14 protein-coding genes are annotated in these 18,119 nt (G+C 41.0%); 6 read left to right on the top strand and 8 right to left on the bottom strand.

The genetic code is table 11. The annotated features are described in order from the left end of the window. Window positions 1-99 precede the first annotated feature (99 nt). A complete protein-coding gene (locus HDC92_RS20725) occupies window positions 100-3,024 on the bottom strand; it encodes a TonB-dependent receptor (RefSeq protein ID WP_255484613.1) in 2,925 nt (974 codons plus the stop codon). A 188-nt stretch (window positions 3,025-3,212) separates the two neighbouring features. Between HDC92_RS20725 and HDC92_RS20720 the strand changes: the two genes are divergently transcribed. Genes HDC92_RS20720 through HDC92_RS20710 form a run of 3 tightly spaced genes read left to right on the top strand, consistent with a single transcriptional unit; the run spans window position 3,213 to window position 7,014 of the window. Then, a complete protein-coding gene (locus HDC92_RS20720) occupies window positions 3,213-5,648 on the top strand; it encodes a penicillin acylase family protein (RefSeq protein ID WP_183876924.1) in 2,436 nt (811 codons plus the stop codon). Window positions 5,649-5,652: 4 nt separating this feature from the next. After that, window positions 5,653-6,003 (top strand): hypothetical protein, encoded by a 351-nt coding sequence (locus HDC92_RS20715; protein WP_015809115.1) that lies wholly within the window; start codon window positions 5,653-5,655, stop codon window positions 6,001-6,003. Window positions 6,004-6,030: 27 nt separating this feature from the next. Then, on the top strand, window positions 6,031-7,014 hold the full coding sequence (locus tag HDC92_RS20710) for an acyl transferase (protein WP_183876923.1): 984 nt from the start codon (window positions 6,031-6,033) through the stop codon (window positions 7,012-7,014). A 19-nt stretch (window positions 7,015-7,033) separates the two neighbouring features. Here the strand turns inward: HDC92_RS20710 and HDC92_RS20705 are convergent, their stop codons facing one another. The 3 genes from HDC92_RS20705 to tyrS form a co-directional block, all read right to left on the bottom strand. After that, entirely contained in the window at window positions 7,034-7,486 is a 453-nt protein-coding gene (locus tag HDC92_RS20705) for an RES family NAD+ phosphorylase (RefSeq protein ID WP_015809117.1), read from the bottom strand. Then, the gene (locus tag HDC92_RS20700; RefSeq protein WP_143715766.1) at window positions 7,486-7,965 is read right to left on the bottom strand and encodes an antitoxin Xre/MbcA/ParS toxin-binding domain-containing protein; all 480 of its coding nucleotides are present in this window, start codon (window positions 7,963-7,965) and stop codon (window positions 7,486-7,488) included. Before HDC92_RS20700 ends, HDC92_RS20705 begins: the two co-directional genes overlap by 1 nt. 99 nt (window positions 7,966-8,064) lie before the next feature. Beyond that, complete coding sequence (gene tyrS / locus HDC92_RS20695; RefSeq protein WP_183876922.1) at window positions 8,065-9,351, bottom strand: tyrosine--tRNA ligase; 1,287 nt, start codon at window positions 9,349-9,351, stop codon at window positions 8,065-8,067. Window positions 9,352-9,454: 103 nt separating this feature from the next. Between tyrS and HDC92_RS20690 the strand changes: the two genes are divergently transcribed. From HDC92_RS20690 to dapA, 3 genes are read left to right on the top strand one after another with little or no spacing between them, the layout of a single operon-like run. After that, window positions 9,455-10,129, top strand: a complete 675-nt coding sequence (locus HDC92_RS20690) for an ACP phosphodiesterase (protein WP_015809120.1) — start codon at window positions 9,455-9,457, stop codon at window positions 10,127-10,129. 52 nt (window positions 10,130-10,181) lie between these two features. Continuing rightward, window positions 10,182-12,194: an NAD-dependent DNA ligase LigA gene (gene ligA, locus HDC92_RS20685; protein ID WP_183876921.1), complete on the top strand. Its 2,013-nt coding sequence runs from the start codon at window positions 10,182-10,184 to the stop codon at window positions 12,192-12,194. Between the two features lie 10 nt (window positions 12,195-12,204). Further along, on the top strand, window positions 12,205-13,086 hold the full coding sequence (dapA, locus tag HDC92_RS20680) for a 4-hydroxy-tetrahydrodipicolinate synthase (protein WP_183876920.1): 882 nt from the start codon (window positions 12,205-12,207) through the stop codon (window positions 13,084-13,086). A 52-nt stretch (window positions 13,087-13,138) separates the two neighbouring features. Here the strand turns inward: dapA and HDC92_RS20675 are convergent, their stop codons facing one another. The 4 genes from HDC92_RS20675 to ftsA form a co-directional block, all read right to left on the bottom strand. Then, window positions 13,139-13,315, bottom strand: a complete 177-nt coding sequence (locus HDC92_RS20675; RefSeq protein WP_015809123.1) for a hypothetical protein — start codon at window positions 13,313-13,315, stop codon at window positions 13,139-13,141. Between the two features lie 259 nt (window positions 13,316-13,574). Beyond that, complete coding sequence (locus HDC92_RS20670) at window positions 13,575-14,816, bottom strand: aminotransferase class I/II-fold pyridoxal phosphate-dependent enzyme (protein WP_183876919.1); 1,242 nt, start codon at window positions 14,814-14,816, stop codon at window positions 13,575-13,577. 164 nt (window positions 14,817-14,980) lie between these two features. Then, window positions 14,981-16,615 carry a cell division protein FtsZ gene (gene ftsZ / locus HDC92_RS20665; RefSeq protein WP_015809125.1) on the bottom strand — a complete coding sequence of 545 codons (1,635 nt, stop codon included), beginning with the start codon at window positions 16,613-16,615 and terminating at the stop codon, window positions 14,981-14,983. Window positions 16,616-16,744: 129 nt separating this feature from the next. Next, a complete protein-coding gene (gene ftsA / locus HDC92_RS20660; protein ID WP_015809126.1) occupies window positions 16,745-18,106 on the bottom strand; it encodes a cell division protein FtsA in 1,362 nt (453 codons plus the stop codon). Window positions 18,107-18,119 lie beyond the last annotated feature (13 nt).

Below are 18,119 nucleotides of genomic sequence, written 5' to 3'. Positions count from 1 at the left end.
AATTTCTATTAAAACCAAAGGATTATTATAAGATAAAATTGGGGCCGTAAAAAAGCCCCGACATTACTGCCAGGGCTTATCCTGTTTAAAATAAATGTTTTAAGGATTAAACGTATAGGATACATAATAAAGTGCACCTATTGCAGGGTTACCAAAAGAGGTAACGTAATATTTATTTAAAATGTTTGACCCTCCAATCTTGATCATCGAATTGACCGAAGGAACCTTTAGATTAACCTGGGCATCAAATGTAGAAAAAGCCGGCACATCGCCTACTACAAAAGAGGAGAACCAGTGATATTTACCCTGCCAGCGGTACTGAACATTGAAACCCACATTTTTAATGATCTCCCTGTTCGCAAGACCCAGGTTATAACGTATTTTAGGTGTATTAAAGTCATTGTCATAATCGGCCGGCAAATCACCGATCTGGTTATAGGAAACGTTTCCGCTCAAAGTATATTTATTCAACAAATAATCCAGCCCTAATGCTGCCCCATAAGTATTTACATTACCTGCTGCATTTACCGGCACACCATAACTTGTACCGCCCCTGAACAGTGTAATGGCAGTGATAAAATCTTTATAGGTATTGTAATATCCATAAGCATCTATCAGCAATTGTTTACTGATCAAGCCTTTATATCCCAATTCGTAAGATTGTACACTTTCAGGACGCAACCCTTTGGCATCAAATGTATAGGGTACCAATAAACTTGGATCACCTGTATTGGTTGGGCTTGACGCTACAGAAGCCAGGTAAGCTGTATAATCTTTCCTTAAAACACCTTTATCGGCATACAGATTATATTTGTTCAAACTTCTTGGCAAACCACCAATAAGCCGTGTAGCTCCGCCAAGTACAGAAAGATCGATATATTGGTTTTGGGTAGTCGGATTGCGGTATCCTGTCTGATAGGAGGCACGGATGTTGTTGTTTTCGGCTACAGTGAGCACCCCTGTAATCCTTGGCGTAAACCTGCCTTCAAAATTTGTGCTCTTGTCATACCGCCCGGCAAAAGTCAGTTTAAACTTATCCTTAAATAGTTTCTTACCCAGCTGGGCAAAAGCTCCGTATTCATTGATGTTCAGGTCTTCGTTAAGGTCGTCAAAAATAGTTCCACCTGAACGCAGCTGATACAGCCTTGACGAAGCGCCAATCTGCAGTTCAACTACATTATTTAATGCATTGCTGAAGTTATACATCCCTTCATAATGATACAAATTGGTCTTATCGTCAAACCTTGCCCCATATACACTCTTTGAAGGATCAGTGAGATTGATATTGGTAGCACTGATGTTCGTATTCATGATTTGATTTTTGACATTTTCAAAGGCAACAGTTCCGGGCAAAAGACGTCCCCGTCCTGTGCTGTTTGCAGCTGTCCTGGCCGTTCCATGTGCCGCATCTACCGATTGGCCGCCCAACCGTGCACCTATAAAACTACCAATATAAGCCGGAAACCAGGTATTGTTGGGGCTTGCTACTTCATTAATAGACACACCCAAAACGGAAGAGATATAAGAATCACCAGATCGTTCCTGTGTGGTATAACCTCTTAAAAAGAAATCTTCACCTTTTAGTTCCAGTTTATACTGACCAATACTAAAGTTGCGCAAAGAATAGCGGTCGGCACCTGTATATACAGAAGTTCCACTTCCCCATGTTAGTTGCGCTATTGCTTCTATCGTACTGGTTATCTTATAATTAAATGAACCTGAAGCTTTTAAAGATTTTGTATTGTAATCTACCAGATCTGCTTCATTATAACCATCTCTGGAAATAGATTGGTTAGGTAATAATGCAGGGTAGGTAAGGCCGTAATAAAAAGGGAGATATTGATTGATAACTGCGGGACGAAGTGCAGCAGGCACATTGGTATTGATAAAATTTAAATAAACAGGATAACTTGATCCTGCGGGAACATTACCCAACGCAAGCCTCGGGTCGAATTGGTTGCCCGATGCCTGTAATATTCCAGCCCGGATTGCAGGCTCTATGCTTCCCTGTACCAGGTTACGCATATTCTGGCTCACTTCATCGCCATAAACGTTGATACCATCATAGTTCGGGTCTGAATTTCTGTCTCCTGGTTTTAAAACATTATTTACCCGGTCAAAATTCCGGGAATCATTTCCGAACCAGTCTTTTGCCTGCAGATAAGAAAAGGTAGCTTTAAAACCAAAGCGGTTGTTCCAGGCTTTGGCCACACGCACGTCCAGCTGGTTAAACTGCTGTACTGCAGAATTGTCGTCATTTACATGGTTTACCCCAGTTTTGAACTGGAAACTCGCGCCCGGATACTTAAAGGGGTTCTTTGAAGTCATTAACAATGTACCATTGATTCCCCCGGCACCATATAAAGCAGAGGAAGCACCAGGCAGCAATTCCACATTGTCTATATCCAATTCCGACAAACCAATAATATTGCCCACAGAGAAATTTAATCCGGGTGCCTGGTTGTCCATTCCATCAACAAACTGATTAAAGCGGGTATTGCCGTTAGAGTTGAACCCACGAGTATTGATAGATTTAAAAGTTAAACTTTGCGTACTCGCTTCTACCCCTTTTAAACTGGTAAGTGCATCGTAAAAAGAAGCGCTGGGCAGTTCCTTAATTGCCGCAGCACCAATTCTTTCAATAGTTACGGGTGATTCCAGGATGCGTTCAGGAGTTCTCGAAGCTGAAATAACAACCTCCTGTCCCAAAATTGCCGTAGGTTCCAGTTCGGCAATCAAACCAGATGTATTACCGGTAATCTCCTGCTCTATTGATGCATAACCCAGGAAAGAAATAACGAGGACAAATGGGGGTTTCTGACTTGTACTAAACGAATATCTGCCATTTGCACCGGTAGCAGTGCCGCTGGTAGTGCCTTTTACTGTGATTCCAACACCTGGTATTGGTTGTTTAGTCTGCTTATCGGTAACCAAGCCACTAACCACGACACTTTGGGCATATACCGTAAATCCGGTAATAGCTAGCAAAAGTGTAAAAATCGCTTTTGTAAACATTTTCCTCATACGTTATTATATTTAGTTTGATTTTAACATAAACTTAATAAATTTTTTGATATTAACAAATTCTATTCGGTTAAATATTTCATTCACAAAATCTAATTTTCGTTGCATTTCAATTAAGTTTTGTGTTAAATTGCCATAGCAATAATTACAGCTGTTAAATTTATAAGACAATATACTTTCAACGAGTTATGATAAATAAAATAAAGGCTTTCATTTGCGTTTTAATCCCAATAGTGCTGGCTTATACACTTAATACAAAATTTGGAGACCTGCCACCCATTTTAAAATTTCTGAATCCCTTTACCGGTTTCTGGCAAAATGCCGAACGTACTGCGGTTAAAGCCCAAAATAAAATTGTCCTGAAAGGTGCGTATCAAAATGTTGATATCGCCTTTGACGATCGGATGATACCCCATATTTTTGCTCAAAATGACCATGATGTATATTTTGCACAAGGCTACGTTACGGCCATGCACCGTTTATGGCAAATGGATTTTCAAACCCGTTTTGCCGCGGGCCGAATATCGGAAGTTGTGGGTAAAAAAGCAATAGAACTGGATAAATACCAGCGCCGGATGGGAATGGTTTATGGTGCTGAAAACTCCTTAGAGGGAATGATGGCCGACCCACAATCAAAAGAAATGATCCTGGCTTATACTGCGGGTATCAATGCCTATATACATTCTTTGTCCAGGTCCCAGTTGCCTATTGAATATAAGATACTTGATTTTAAGCCGGAAGACTGGACACCCATTAAATGTGCCTTGCTTTTAAAGCAAATGTCGGCCGTTCTGGCCATGGGATCCGATGAATTTTATATGACCAACATCAGAAAGAAATTTGGCACAGATGTAGTAAAAGATCTTTTTCCAGATTATCCTTTCAAAGAAGATCCGATTATACCTGTTGGCACAAAATGGGATTTTACACCCCTGCCAATACCCCCAGCACCTGCCTTGTTTAACGAAGCAGTAACAGCAACAATAAAAACCAGGCAAAAAGAAGAAGGTATAGGCAGCAACAACTGGGCACTTTCGGGTGAAAAAACCGCTTCGGGTTATCCGATTCTTGAAAATGACCCTCACCTGGATTTAACCCTTCCTTCTATCTGGTACCAGATTCAGCTACATGCCCCCGGCTTAAATGCTTACGGTGTGTCCCTTCCCGGTGCGCCGGGCATCATTATTGGCTTTAATAAGGATATCGCCTGGGGGGTAACCAATGTAGCCGCTGATGTGCTGGATTTTTACCAGGTTAAATTCAAAGACGATACGCATAAAAATTACTGGTACAACAACCAATGGAAGAATACCAGCAGCCGACTCGAAAAAATTGTAGTCAGGAACGATAAAAATATTATTGATACGGTAATTTATACGCACCATGGTCCGGTAGTATATTTACAGAAAACAGATTTCCCCAAAGCAAAAAATATTCCTGTAGGCAACGCACTTCGCTGGATTGCCCATGAAAAATCAAATGAACTCAAAACTTTTTACTTGCTGAACAGGGGGAAAAATTATGCCGATTACCGCAAAGCACTTACCTTTTATACTGCACCGGCACAGAATTTTATCTTTGCTTCGGCCGAAAATGATATTGCCATTACTGCAAATGGCAAATTTCCGCTTAAATGGAAAGACCAGGGTAAGTTTATACTGGATGGCTCAGACCCTAAAAACGACTGGCAGGGATGGATTCCTTCTTCACAGAACCCTACCGTTAAAAACCCGCCGAGAAATTTTGTAAGCTCGGCCAACCAGAGTTCTACAGACCCAAGCTATCCTTATTACATCAACTGGGAGTTTAGTCCGTATGAACGCGGCAAACGCATTAACGACCGTTTAACAGCCATGAATAAAGCTACGGCCGACAGTATCATCAATATGCAAACGGATAGTTACAGCATTCATGCCCAGAATATCCTGCCTGCAATCCTGGTCATGGTTGACAAGAACAAACTCAACGCTACACAAAAAGAAGCACTTAGCATAGTTACCTCCTGGAATAAATTTTACGATGCAAAGTCACTGGCAGCAAGTGTGTTCGATCTGTGGACCAAACGTCTGCAGTTCAATATCTGGGATGATGAGTTTAGCGTCAGCAATATCCCAATGCGGTACCCATCACGCGACAGGACCGTACAGCTCATCCTGAACGAGCCCAATTCTAAATGGATCGATAACATCAATACTCCTGTAAAAGAAACCTTGTCAGACTTAGTTAACGAAGCCTTCAGATACAGCTGCGACAGCCTGGAAAGAAAATATGGTCCAATAGGCAAATCCTGGGAGTGGGGTAACTTTAAGCATACCAATGTACCGCATCTGGCCAAAATACCGGGTTTCGGATCAAAAGTTTTGGTAACAGGGGGTGGAAAAATGACCATTAATGCATTAAGTGAAAGCAATGGCCCCTCATGGAGAATGGTAATTGAATTGGGTAAAACCCCAAAAGGACATGGTGTATTTCCAGGTGGACAATCAGGCAACCCTGGCAGCCCTTTCTATGATAACATGATCGATACCTGGGCAAACGGAAAATTGTACGACCTATTCTTTATGCAGTCGCCCGACGACCCTACTGCCAAAATAATTTCTCAGTTAAAAATATCAAAAAAATAGCGACATGGTTTTTATAGTAATCGTTATACTTTCTTTTTTGCTCCAAATGGTCTTACCCTGGTGGGTCATTGTTGTCATCTCGTTTGCTACCTGCGGTTTAATAGGCAAAACAGGTAAAATATCCTTATGGGCACCATTTTTTGCCATTTTGTTACTGTGGACAGGGATGGCACTTTTTAAAAGCCTGCCCAACAACAATCTGCTTGCAGGCCGTATTGCCGAAATGTTCGGTGTACAGTCCTGGCTTCTCATCCTGCTCCTTAGTTCACTACTTGGTGCTTTTACTGCCGGAGTCAGTGGCTATTGCGGCTACCATTTCAGGAAAGCCGTACTGATAAAGAAAACGAATTCTTAATTAAAAATTGTTGCGTATTTTTGTGGCGTGACTGATCTGACCCAACAAATTTTTTCTATCAGCAATACGCAGGAGTTTGAAAAAGCCAGCCTTGCCGTATTTAAGCACCAGGCCGAAAACTGTCAGGTATACAAAGCGTATATTGGAAACCTGAGAATAGATCCCTCAGGAGTTAGCACAACTGCACAAATACCTTACCTGCCCATCAGCTTTTTCAAAACACACGAAGTACTGAGTTCAACCGATCAGCCCGAAATTACATTCAGCAGCTCGGGCACTACAGGGATGGTTCAAAGCAAGCACCTGGTAACCCAAGTCAATCTTTACGAACAAAGCTTCAATAAAGCTTTTAAACAGTTTTATGGCGATATTGACAACACCTGCCTCCTTGCCCTTTTGCCCTCCTACCTTGAGCGGGATGGTTCATCGCTCATATATATGGTTGATGCTCTGTTAAAACAAAGCATGCACGGCGACAGTGGTTATTTCCTGCACAATCATTCTGAACTGTACCATAAGCTTCAGGAATTAAAATCAAGTCATCAAAAAACAATACTTATAGGGGTTACCTACGCCCTGCTCGATTTTGTTGAAGAATACAAGGTTGATTTTCCAGAATTGATTGTTATGGAAACAGGTGGCATGAAAGGGAAAAGAAAGGAAATGGTGCGTAAAGAATTACATCAGTTCCTGCAAAAGGGTTTTGGTGTTAATGCTATTCATAGCGAATACGGTATGACGGAGCTCCTTTCTCAGGCTTACTCCTATGGAAAGGGTATCTTTAACTGCCCCCCATGGATGAAAATCTACCTGCGCGACACCAACGATCCATTGAGTTTAGTTAGCAATAACAAAACAGGCGGCATCAATATAATAGATCTGGCCAATCTCCACTCCTGCTCATTTATCGCGACTCAGGACCTCGGACGTTTGCTTACTGATGGTTCATTTGAGGTCCTGGGCCGTTTTGACGACGCCGACATCAGAGGTTGTAACCTGCTTGTTAATTAGCACATAACCCACTGGTTAGCTAGTGTAAACGTTTATCGAATAAAAAGGGTTTACTATCGATGATCTTAACTTTGAGGGAGAGCGGATGGTTAACATTTAAAATATAATTGTATTCATCTTCTACAATTGCAGAGGGAACTTTTAACAACAAAGCCTCATTTGCCTTAGCAAAAGCATCGCCCCGCTTTTTCAATAAGGATGGGGAGGGGTAACTGTTCCAGTTTTTAGGCAACAACTCTTTTTCTATGGTTTGAATACTGCTTGCCGGAACATCAAAAATGGTAACACAAAAAGTTTCTGGGTCCTGTACTGTAGTTAAATGGGCCAGTACTTCCAGTGCAGCCAATGCCCTGCTGCTGGCAAGGTACAACACCGGAATACCTACACTGTTCCAGCGGCCACCAAATAATTTTGCTCCGGTGCCACTTACATCCAAAGCTCTTTTACAAAGCGAAATACGGTAAAGCAACATTAGCTAAAAACACCGTACTCTATACGGCCAAGGGTTTGCAAAATCAGTTCAAAGCCTATAGAAGTATCCAGCAGGTTTAAGGGAGCCTCACCGTTTAAGGTATAATTAGGGGTTTTCATCCAGTCATTAAAGTTATCAATGGTACCAAAAACTTCAGTACCACGCTGGTATAACCTGGCCAGCTCTATGGCCTTTTCTGCATGTTCTGTTTTGATTAAAGTAGCAGGGGTATAACGTTGTAAAGTTCGTTCTGAAATGTGCATGATACCCGCTACCTCCTGTATGGTAAGCGATATTTGCTTTGCTAAACTTAACAACGCTTTTTTAGAAACGCCTTTACGTGCAAGGTTTAGCAAATCAAAATCTGTTGATGTGGCATAGCTGCTGCCCAATAAACCCACCAGTGAGGTTGGGTTCAAAGCCCCATAAGCTACTGCCGGTTCGGCAAGTTCAGTACGTGTTTCTGCTTTCTTTTTCATACCCATCAGACATTATATACAAATATAATACTTTTTGTCCGATAATCAAAGTTATCCTGCTCTTTTACCCAGCAGCAACCGAAAATGGTTAAGCGCACTTTAATTTGCAGTCAACAGGTAATAATTCTTCTTACCCTTCTGAACAACAATGAACTGTCCGTTTAAAAGATCAGTTGCACTCAACTGATCCGTCGGGTCTTTTAATTTTTCCTTATTTATGGATACGCCACCACCCTGTATCAGTTTCTTGGCTTCTCCTTTAGAGGCAAATACACTTGATTTTTCAGCCAGTAGTGTAGCTGCATCTATACCTTGCTCCAGTTCATCCTTTGAAATGGCAAATTGGGGAATCCCTTCAAATATCTCAAATACCTGTGCAACAGATAGGGTTTTAAAAAACTCCAGTGAGCCATTGCCAAACAAAAAATCTGAGGTTTTCAATGCTGTTTCCAGTGCTTCTTCAGAATGCGTTCTGATGGTGATATCTTCGGCAAGCGCCTTTTGCAGTATGCGCAGATGTGGAGCAGCATTGTGCTCATTTTCCAGCGCCTCTATCTCCTCTTTTGTTTTTAACGTAAAAATCCTGATCCATTTTTTTGTATCATCATCTGATGCGTTTAACCAGAATTGGTAAAACTTATAGGGTGATGTTTTTTTTGCATCCAGCCATACTGCACCACTCTCGGTTTTACCAAATTTTGTCCCATCTGCTTTTTTAATCAGGTGGGTGGTAATGGCATAAGCTGTTCCGGCATCTTTTCTTCTGATCAGTTCAGTTCCGGTAACGATATTGCCCCACTGGTCGGAACCACCCATCTGGACCAGACAATTGTGATGTTTCCATAAATAATAAAAGTCATAACCCTGGATCAATTGGTAGCAAAACTCTGTAAATGACAAACCTGAATCTCCCTCAAGACGCCTTTTAACACTATCCTTTGCCATCATATAGTTTACCGTAATGTGTTTGCCGATATCCCGGATAAAATCAAACAGGCCCATATCTTTAAACCAATCGGCATTATTGATCATTACAGCTCCGTTGCCGACAGCTTCAAATTTCAAAAATCTTGAAAGCTGACGTTTCATGCCTGCCAGGTTATGTTCAACCATATCTTCTGTTTGCAGGTTCCTTTCGGCCGATTTACCTGAGGGATCGCCTACCATTCCTGTTGCCCCTCCCACCAGTGCATAAGGCTTATGCCCCGCACGCTGAAAATGGATAAGTGTCATGATCTGCGTAAGATGCCCTACATGCAATGAGTCGGCAGTAGGATCGAAACCAATATACCCCGCAGTCATTCCTTCATTCAATTTTTCTTCAGTACCAGGCATCATATCCTGCAACATGCCTCTCCAGCGTAGCTCTTCTACAAAATTGGTCATCTTAATCTAATTTGTGCGCAAATATAGGAAAAGCTGGGCTATCCTTAAATTTGAGCGGTGGTTAAAAATGGCTTTTCGAACAAAAATTCGCTAATTTAGCCTTATGAACTTCCTATCCCATTTTTATTTTGAGCGAAATAATCCAGATGAAAATATGGTATTGGGAGTTGTACTGCCAGATTTCATAAAAAATGCACAAAAAGATTACAATCTATATCCGCTCAAGGTTAAACATCTTTTTAATGCGCAGGCACAGCAAATTTCTATGCTAAAAGGCTGGGAAAGACATATTGAGGTAGACCGGATTTTTCATTCCTCACATTTTTTTCAGTACTATACCAATAGCCTCAAACAGCTGATTGTTCCAATCTGCGAAGATAGCCCTGTTAAACCCTTCTTTTTGGCACATATAGGTCTTGAACTGATTTTAGATCATCTGTTAACTGTAAATGGGGTCATCAGCATTAATAGTTTTTATGAGCAGCTGGGCAAAGCCGACCAATCTGCTTTGGATGACTTTCTTCGTGCCTGTTCTTTAGATGATACAACAGTATTTTTTAAGTTCCTGAATAATTTCATCTCCAGCAGATATTTATTCAGTTACCAAAAAATTGAAAACATTTCTTATGCACTAAACCGGATCTGCATGCGCCTGTGGAATAACCCATTTACTGAGGCACAGCTGGCCCGGTTAACCCAGCAGCTGGAAATATTTAAACAAAGTATTCAGACCGATTACCTTTCTGTTTATAGTGATATTGAAAAGGAATTATCCTAAAAAATTCCCCTAAATCTAAATCAGCTGCTCAGCTAATTTGTATCTTCGCAATATGTCAGGATCTGAAGTAAAAACCAATATGGATGCCTTGGTTAAGGAGCTTAACCAGCACAGTTACAATTATTATGTTTTGGCAATGCCCACCATTGCAGATTACACTTTTGATAAAAAACTGGAAGAACTTGCACAACTGGAGCTTGCATACCCCGAGTTTGCAGATCCCAATTCGCCTACCCGGAAAGTTGGCGGCGACATTACGAAAATTTTCACCACGGTTCCGCACAAATGGCCAATGCTATCACTTGGCAATACTTACAATGAACAGGACCTCCGCGACTTTGATGAACGCATCAAAAAAGCCATAGGTGAAAGTTTCGAATATGTTTGTGAACTTAAGTTCGACGGACTTTCCATCAGCCTTACCTACGATGGATCAAAACTGGTTAGAGCAGTAACACGCGGAGATGGTGCCAAAGGCGACGATGTGACCGCCAATGTAAAAACCATAAATACTATTCCACATCAGTTAAAAGAAGGAGATGTACCCCCTCTATTTGAAATCAGGGGTGAAATTTTTATGCACCGTGCTGCCTTTGAAAGGTTAAATAAGGAACGCGAGGAACTTGGCGAGGTCCAATATGCCAATCCCAGGAACTTTGCGGCCGGAACCGTTAAGATGCAGGACTCTAAGGAAGTGGCCAAACGTCCCCTGGATTGTTTCCTTTATTCACTAAATACAGACAAAAATTATTTTAAAACTCATTGGGAAAGCTTACAGGCACTAAAGAGGTGGGGATTTAATGTTTGTGAACATACCAAACTGACCAATAGCATTGAAGATGTACGCTCATTTATAAAACACTGGGAGAACGAACGTTTCAAATTATCTTATGACATAGACGGAATTGTAATTAAGGTAAACAGCTATGCACAGCAACAGGAACTGGGCTTTACGGCCAAATCTCCACGCTGGGCCATTTCCTATAAATACAAAGCACAGGAAGTCGAAACCATTTTGGATAAGGTAACCTACCAGGTGGGCCGGACTGGTGCCGTTACCCCTGTTGCCAACCTGAAACCTGTACAACTTGCCGGAACAACCGTAAAAAGGGCAACATTGCACAATGCCAATGAAATAGAAAGGCTGGACTTACACGAGGGGGACAGCGTCTTTGTTGAAAAAGGCGGAGAGATCATCCCAAAAATCATGAACGTAAACCTGGATAAACGCAAGGCCGGGGCACTTAAGATTATATATCCTACCGTATGTCCGGAATGCGCTACGCCCCTGATCAGAAAAGAAGGTGAAGTGGCTTTTTACTGTCCGAATGATGAGGCCTGTCCGCCACAGATCATTGGAAAAATCCAGCACTTTATCAGCAGAAAGGCCATGAACATTGATGGCCTCGGCGACGAGACCATCGAAACCTTTTATCAGCGCGGATTAATTGCCCACATCAGTGACCTCTATACCTTACATGAAAAAGCAGAGGAACTGAAAACGCTGGAACGTTTTGGTGAGAAATCTATTGAAAATATGCTGCATGGAATTGAGCTTTCTAAGCAAATGCCCTTTGAGAAAGTATTATTTGGCCTTGGAATAAGGTATGTAGGTGAAACAGTGGCTAAAAAACTAGCTTATGGTGTAAAAAATGTTGACAAGCTTGCTGCAGCAAGCCTGGAAGAATTGACAGCAATAGATGAAATTGGCCAGCGTATAGCGGAAAGTATTATTGAATATTTTGGCAAAGCAGAACATTTACATCAAATAAACCTTCTAAAATCATACAATTTAAAATTTGAAGTCGCAGAAAATGAAATTACACTGCAAAGTGATAAATTAACTGGAAAAACATTCGTAATTTCGGGCGTTTTTGAGAATTATAGCAGAGAAGAACTCAAAGACATGATTGAAAGTAATGGTGGTAAGATTTTAAGCGGGATCTCTGCAAAACTTAATTATCTTGTTGCCGGAGATAACATGGGGCCATCTAAACTCGAAAAAGCGAAAAAGTTAAATGTCCCGCTTATTTCGCAGGAGGATTTATTAGAGCTATTGAAGTAAAGAATAAAAAATGAACAAATTTCACGGAACGGGAGTAGCATTGGTTACGCCTTTTAACGCAGATGGAACGGTAGACTATGATGGGCTAAACAGGCTCATCAATCATTTAATTGACGGAAAGGTAGAGTATCTGGTATCATTAGGTACTACAGGAGAAGCCTCAACTTTGAATAAAGAAGAAAAGAAGAAGATATGGGAATTTACTGCTGAAGTGAATAACGGAAGGCTTCCCCTTGTTGCAGGGATAGGTGGAAATGATACCACAGAAGTGATAAACAGTATTAAAATCTTTGAAACAAATGGCTATGATGCCATTTTATCAGCCAGTCCATATTACAATAAACCTACCCAGGAAGGCATATATCAACATTATAAAGCAATAAGTGAAAGCAGCCAGCTACCTGTACTATTGTATAACGTACCAGGACGCACAGCCAGCAATGTAAGTCCGGAAACGACATGCAGACTGGCAGCAGACTGTAAAAATATCATTGGCACTAAAGAGGCTTCAGGTAGTTTTGATCAGTTTAACCAGATCATGCGCGACAAACCTGCTGATTTTTTATTGATCTCCGGTGATGATCCTGTAGCCATGCCTATGATCTCGTTGGGTGCTGTTGGTGTAATTTCTGTTATCGGAAATGCTTTGCCAAAACAGTTATCCGACATGATCAGGCTATCGCTTAAAGGTGATTACACTGCCGCATTACCTAAGCATCTGGATTTAATTGAATTTACAAGAATGATGTTTGCAGAAGGGAATCCGGCAGGTGTAAAAGCTGCATTAAAACAGTTGGGCGTGTGTGACGATTATGTACGACTGCCCCTGGTAGGGGTTTCTGATGGACTTAGAAAAGCCATTACAGCAGAAACAACCAGAATTACAGCATAAAAAAAACGCTCCGGGTTACCGGGGCGTTTTTTCATCAAAACAATTTAGCCGGTTAGCCTTTGTTTTTCGTGTCCTGAATCTCCAGACGGATAGATTGGGCAAGGTTTTTAAGGTCTTGCATACCTTTACGTACACGGGTTCCTGCGGCACTGTTTGCCTTGTTGTAGAATTTGTCTGCATCTGCTTCCAAAGCAGCAACAAGTTCCTTTACTTCATTAAATTTTTTCATCGTTAATTTACTCCTTTTAGTTTTTTAAGGTTTTGATTAATACTCTGTTACTAAAGTAAGATGTTTATTTTAATAAAAGAATTTTTACATTAACAAATAAATAGGCAAAAACCGTGTTTTTTTCCACATTATGCGGGTTTATAAACACTCAACCTTAATTTTAATATCACATCTTACTGATTTACAGTAGATTAAAAAACAACAAAAACAAAAAACGCCCTTTAAAAGCTATAAAGGGCATTTTTTGTTTTTATAAATATTATGCTATAGAGAATTGATTTTCTTTATAATAGCCGCTTTTCAGTTTATCTGAAACCTCGCTAAACGCATCCAGCGTACGCTGAACATCTTCCAGTGTATGAACGGCAGTTGGAATCAACCTCAATTCAATCAAACCTTTAGGAATAACCGGATACACCACAATAGAACAGAATATCCCGTAGTTTTCACGAAGATCCATAGTTAAAGCTGTAGCCTCCAGCAATTCACCTTTCAGAAAAACCGGAGTAACCATAGTATTGGTAACCCCAAGATCAAAACCACGTGCTCTTAATCCTTTTTGAAGCGTAGTAGCCACATTCCATAATTTCTCTCTCAACTCAGGATTGTTTTTAAGCAGCTCCAGACGTTTTAACAATCCTATAACCATAGGCATTGGCAATGCCTTGGCAAAGGTCTGAGAACGCATGTTATACCTGAAAAAATTAGTCATTTCTTCTGTAGAGGCTACAAAGGCACCAATACCGGCCATTGACTTCGCAAAAGTGCCGAAATAAACGTCAACCCCATCAATACAATTCTGAGCTTCATGTGTACCGGCACCTGTATGTCCCATCGTACCAAATCCATGCGCATCATCGATCAATAAACGAAAATTAAATTCCTGCTTTAAATCAACCAGTTCTTTTAACCTACCCTGTGCTCCAGACATACCAAATACACCTTCGGTAATCACTAATATTCCGCCACCACTTTGTTCAACAAGTTTCGTAGCTCTTTCCAGCTGTTTACGGGCACTGTCAATATCATTGTGCTTATACACAAAACGCTTGCCCATATGCAAACGCAAACCATCTATAATGCAGGCATGAGATTCCGCATCATATACAATAACATCATTTCTGTCAACCAGGCTATCAATGATGGAAACCATACCCTGGTAGCCATAATTTAATAAAAATGCATCCGGCTTACCTACAAATGCAGCAAGCTCCTGTTCCAGTTGTTCGTGGTACTTAGAGTTCCCCGACATCATTCTGGCTCCCATAGGATAGGCCATACCAAAATCGGCAGCGCCCTGGGCATCTGCTTTTCTAACCTCTGGATGGTTTGCTAAACCTAAATAATTGTTCAAACTCCATACCAGGTGCTCCTTGCCACGAAAGTTCATGTGGGGAGCTATATCGCCTTCTAATTTAGGAAATGAGAAATATCCATGAGACCATTTATGATGTTGTCCTATCGGCCCCATGTGTTTTGCTATCTTTTCAAAAATATCCAATGTTATATGTATTTTAAGTTATTATTTTTTTGCAAAGTTAGTTTTAATATACCTGATATACAATAATCAGCGATTGCTGACCAGTAGTTGTAAAGCTGGTATATTGACACCAAAAAGCCTTAACAGGTTATTGTTAAGGCTTTTTATTTTATAATGATGACAAATTAATCAACATTATCGTGCAGGAAAGAGTTATTTGGTCTGATCTCGGTTGCCCCATCTTCATCGTTACTTAAAGTGAATCGGGAAACCTGTGATTCAGATGAATGCTGAACCTGCTGTAACTGCATTTGCTTACGTTTATAAGCAGGTTCATTCTCTAACTCCTGTAAACCATTACTGGTTCGCAGCTTCATGCTCAGGTCTTTCAACCTTAAAATTCTTTCTTTTGATTTTTTTAACTGATCTTCTATCGATTCATCGCTTTTATCATCATCAGCACCTGCCTCAATGATATCTTCTTTTTGTGGAACGGTATCATTGTTAAATACCGTTGCAGGTGTTTCAAATACAAAATCTGTTTCCGCAACCTTAATCTCGAATTCAAAACCGGCATCCTGTTGTGTTTCATCCAAAGGAGTTTCTTCCTGGATCAGCGCATGTTTTACAATTACATTTTCCGGCTCTTCAACACTGCGGTTCCTGTTCACATTGAACAGATCGCCAAAAAGGTCTGATTGTTTGGTTCCTTCCTTAGCTTTTAATACAGGCTCACTGGAAAAAGCAGGTACTTTAGGCTCAATAAAAGAATTAACTGGTTCAACCGGTCTAACCAAAGGGGCTTCCTCAGGTGTAAGCAAAGAAATCTTTTTAATATTCTTTTTCTCTTCATCACGCTGTTCAGTAGTTTGGAAACCGGTAGCAATGATCGTAACCGATAATTTATCTTCCAGACTTTCATCAATACAGTTACCCCAGATCAGATCTGCAGAAAGCCCCGCCTTGTCCTGGATATAGTCTGTAATGATGGTCACTTCATCCATCGTTACCTCACGTAAACCCGAACTGATATTTAATAAAATATATCTGGCCCCCTCAATCTCACTATCTTTTAACAGTGGAGATGCCAGCGCTCCTTCAACAGCATTTAAAGCCCTGTTCTCTCCATCGCAGGCAAAACTGCCCATGATAGATACCCCACTGTCTTTCATTACTGTACGTACATCTTTAAAATCCACGTTGATGTATCCTGGCACAGTGATGATCTCGGCTATACCTTTTGCTGCAGTGGTTAAAATGTCATCTGCCTGTGAAAAAGCAGAGCCCAAAGTAAGGTTACCAAAAATCTCACGTAACCGGTCGTTAGAAATAACGAGGTAAGAGTCTACATATTTTTTCAGTTCATCCAAACCATCATTGGCCTGCATCTTACGCCTTTTACCCTCAAAAGCAAATGGGGTAGTTACAATAGCAACTGTTAAAATGTCAAGTTCCTTAGCTGCTTTGGCAATAATCGGGCTGGCACCTGTTCCGGTACCACCACCCATACCAGCAGTGATGAACAACATTTTTGTAGTGCTGCCAAGCATTTGCTTGATGTCATCTATATTTTCAATCGCAGAATTCTTTCCTACTTCGGGTATCGAGCCCGCACCCATTCCTTCGGTAAGGCTTGCACCCAATTGTACCTTATTAGGAATAGGACTAAATTCCAAAGCCTGGGCATCTGTATTACAAATAATAAAGTCTACACCAGTAATTCCTTGACGGTACATATGGTTTACCGCATTACCACCACCGCCACCAACACCAATTACCTTGATGATTGATGACTTATCTTTTAACATTTCGAACTGCATATCTTTATGAATCAGTTATTTAAAAATTCGTTTTACCTGTTCATCTCTCTATGTAATATTAACACTTTTTTAACAGGCGTTTTCCACAAATGTTGAGAATGTGGAAAAATCATTCATTGTGGAAAAATATCAGGGTTTTATATAATCTTCGTCACTAACATTCATATCGTCTTTGATAAAATCTTTTGTTTTTGCAAGAAGTTTATCAAACAAACCACCACCAGAACGTTTCGTTTTCTCTTTGGCATCCCTTGGTTTTTCTACAAAAACCCCTGGCTGCTTCATTTCTTCCAGCAGTTCTTCAGCTTTTTGTATCCCTTTGATCAGCAAGCCAATACTGGTGGCATACATCGGACTTTTCAGATCGTCATAAATGGTTTTTGGCATGTCATCATATTTAGACAGGTGCTCGTTCGGATATCCTACACGGCAGTCTAGCCCTGTTACATACTCCACCAACTGCGACAAGTGTTTCAATAAAGCACCACCTCCGGTAATCACCACACCACCAATCAGTTTTTTCTCATAACCTGACGATTTGATTTCATAATACACATGCTCAATGATCTCTTCCATACGGGCCTGGATGACATAAGCAAGGTTTTTAACCGAAATCTCTTTAGGCTCCCGGCCTCTTAGACCAGGAACACAGATAATTTCATTCTCTTTGTTCTCTTCAGCCAGCGCCGATCCAAAACGGGTTTTCAACAGTTCGGCCTGGTTTCTCATCACAGAACAGCCTTCCCTGATGTCTTCTGTAACACTATTCCCACCAAAAGGAATAACTGCAGTATGACGGATGATACCTTCATGGAAAATAGCAATATCAGTGGTACCACCACCAATATCAACCAGCGCTATTCCGGCTTCTTTTTCTTCGTCGCTCAACACCGATTCTGAAGAAGCCAGTGGCTCTAATATCAATTCCTGAGTTTGTAACCCCGCATTGGTTACACACCTCATGATATTTTTTACCGCCGTAACCTGACCGGAGATGATGTGGAAATTTGCTTCCAGACGTACTCCAGCCATACCAATAGGATCTTTTACTCCCGGTTCGTTGTCAATTGTGAATTCCTGCGGCAATACATGGATAATCTCTTCTCCCGGTGACATCACCAGTTTAAACATATCGTCAATTAATTTATCGATATCCTTTTTGCTGATCTCCGTATTCAACTCCCGGCGGGTAAGGATCCCTCTGTGCTGCAAACTCTTGATATGCTGTCCGGCAATACCTACATTCACAACGCGGATTTCGACATTAGATTGTCCGCTTGCCAGTTCAACCGCTTGCGCTATGCCCTGTACTGTTTTCTGAATATTAGAAACAACCCCACGGGTAACCCCTGCCGATTCTGCTTTCCCTATTCCTAATACTTCTATTTTTGCGTGCTGTGTTCTGCGACCAACGATCACGCAGATCTTAGTAGTACCGATGTCTAATCCGACTACTATTGGAGACTGAATGGTAGATTTTTCTTTGCCCATAACTATATCGATT

It is taken from the genome of Pedobacter sp. AK017, from assembly GCF_014200825.1.
Lineage (GTDB): Bacteria > Bacteroidota > Bacteroidia > Sphingobacteriales > Sphingobacteriaceae > Pedobacter > Pedobacter heparinus.
This window is presented reverse-complemented; position numbering and strand designations above follow the sequence as displayed.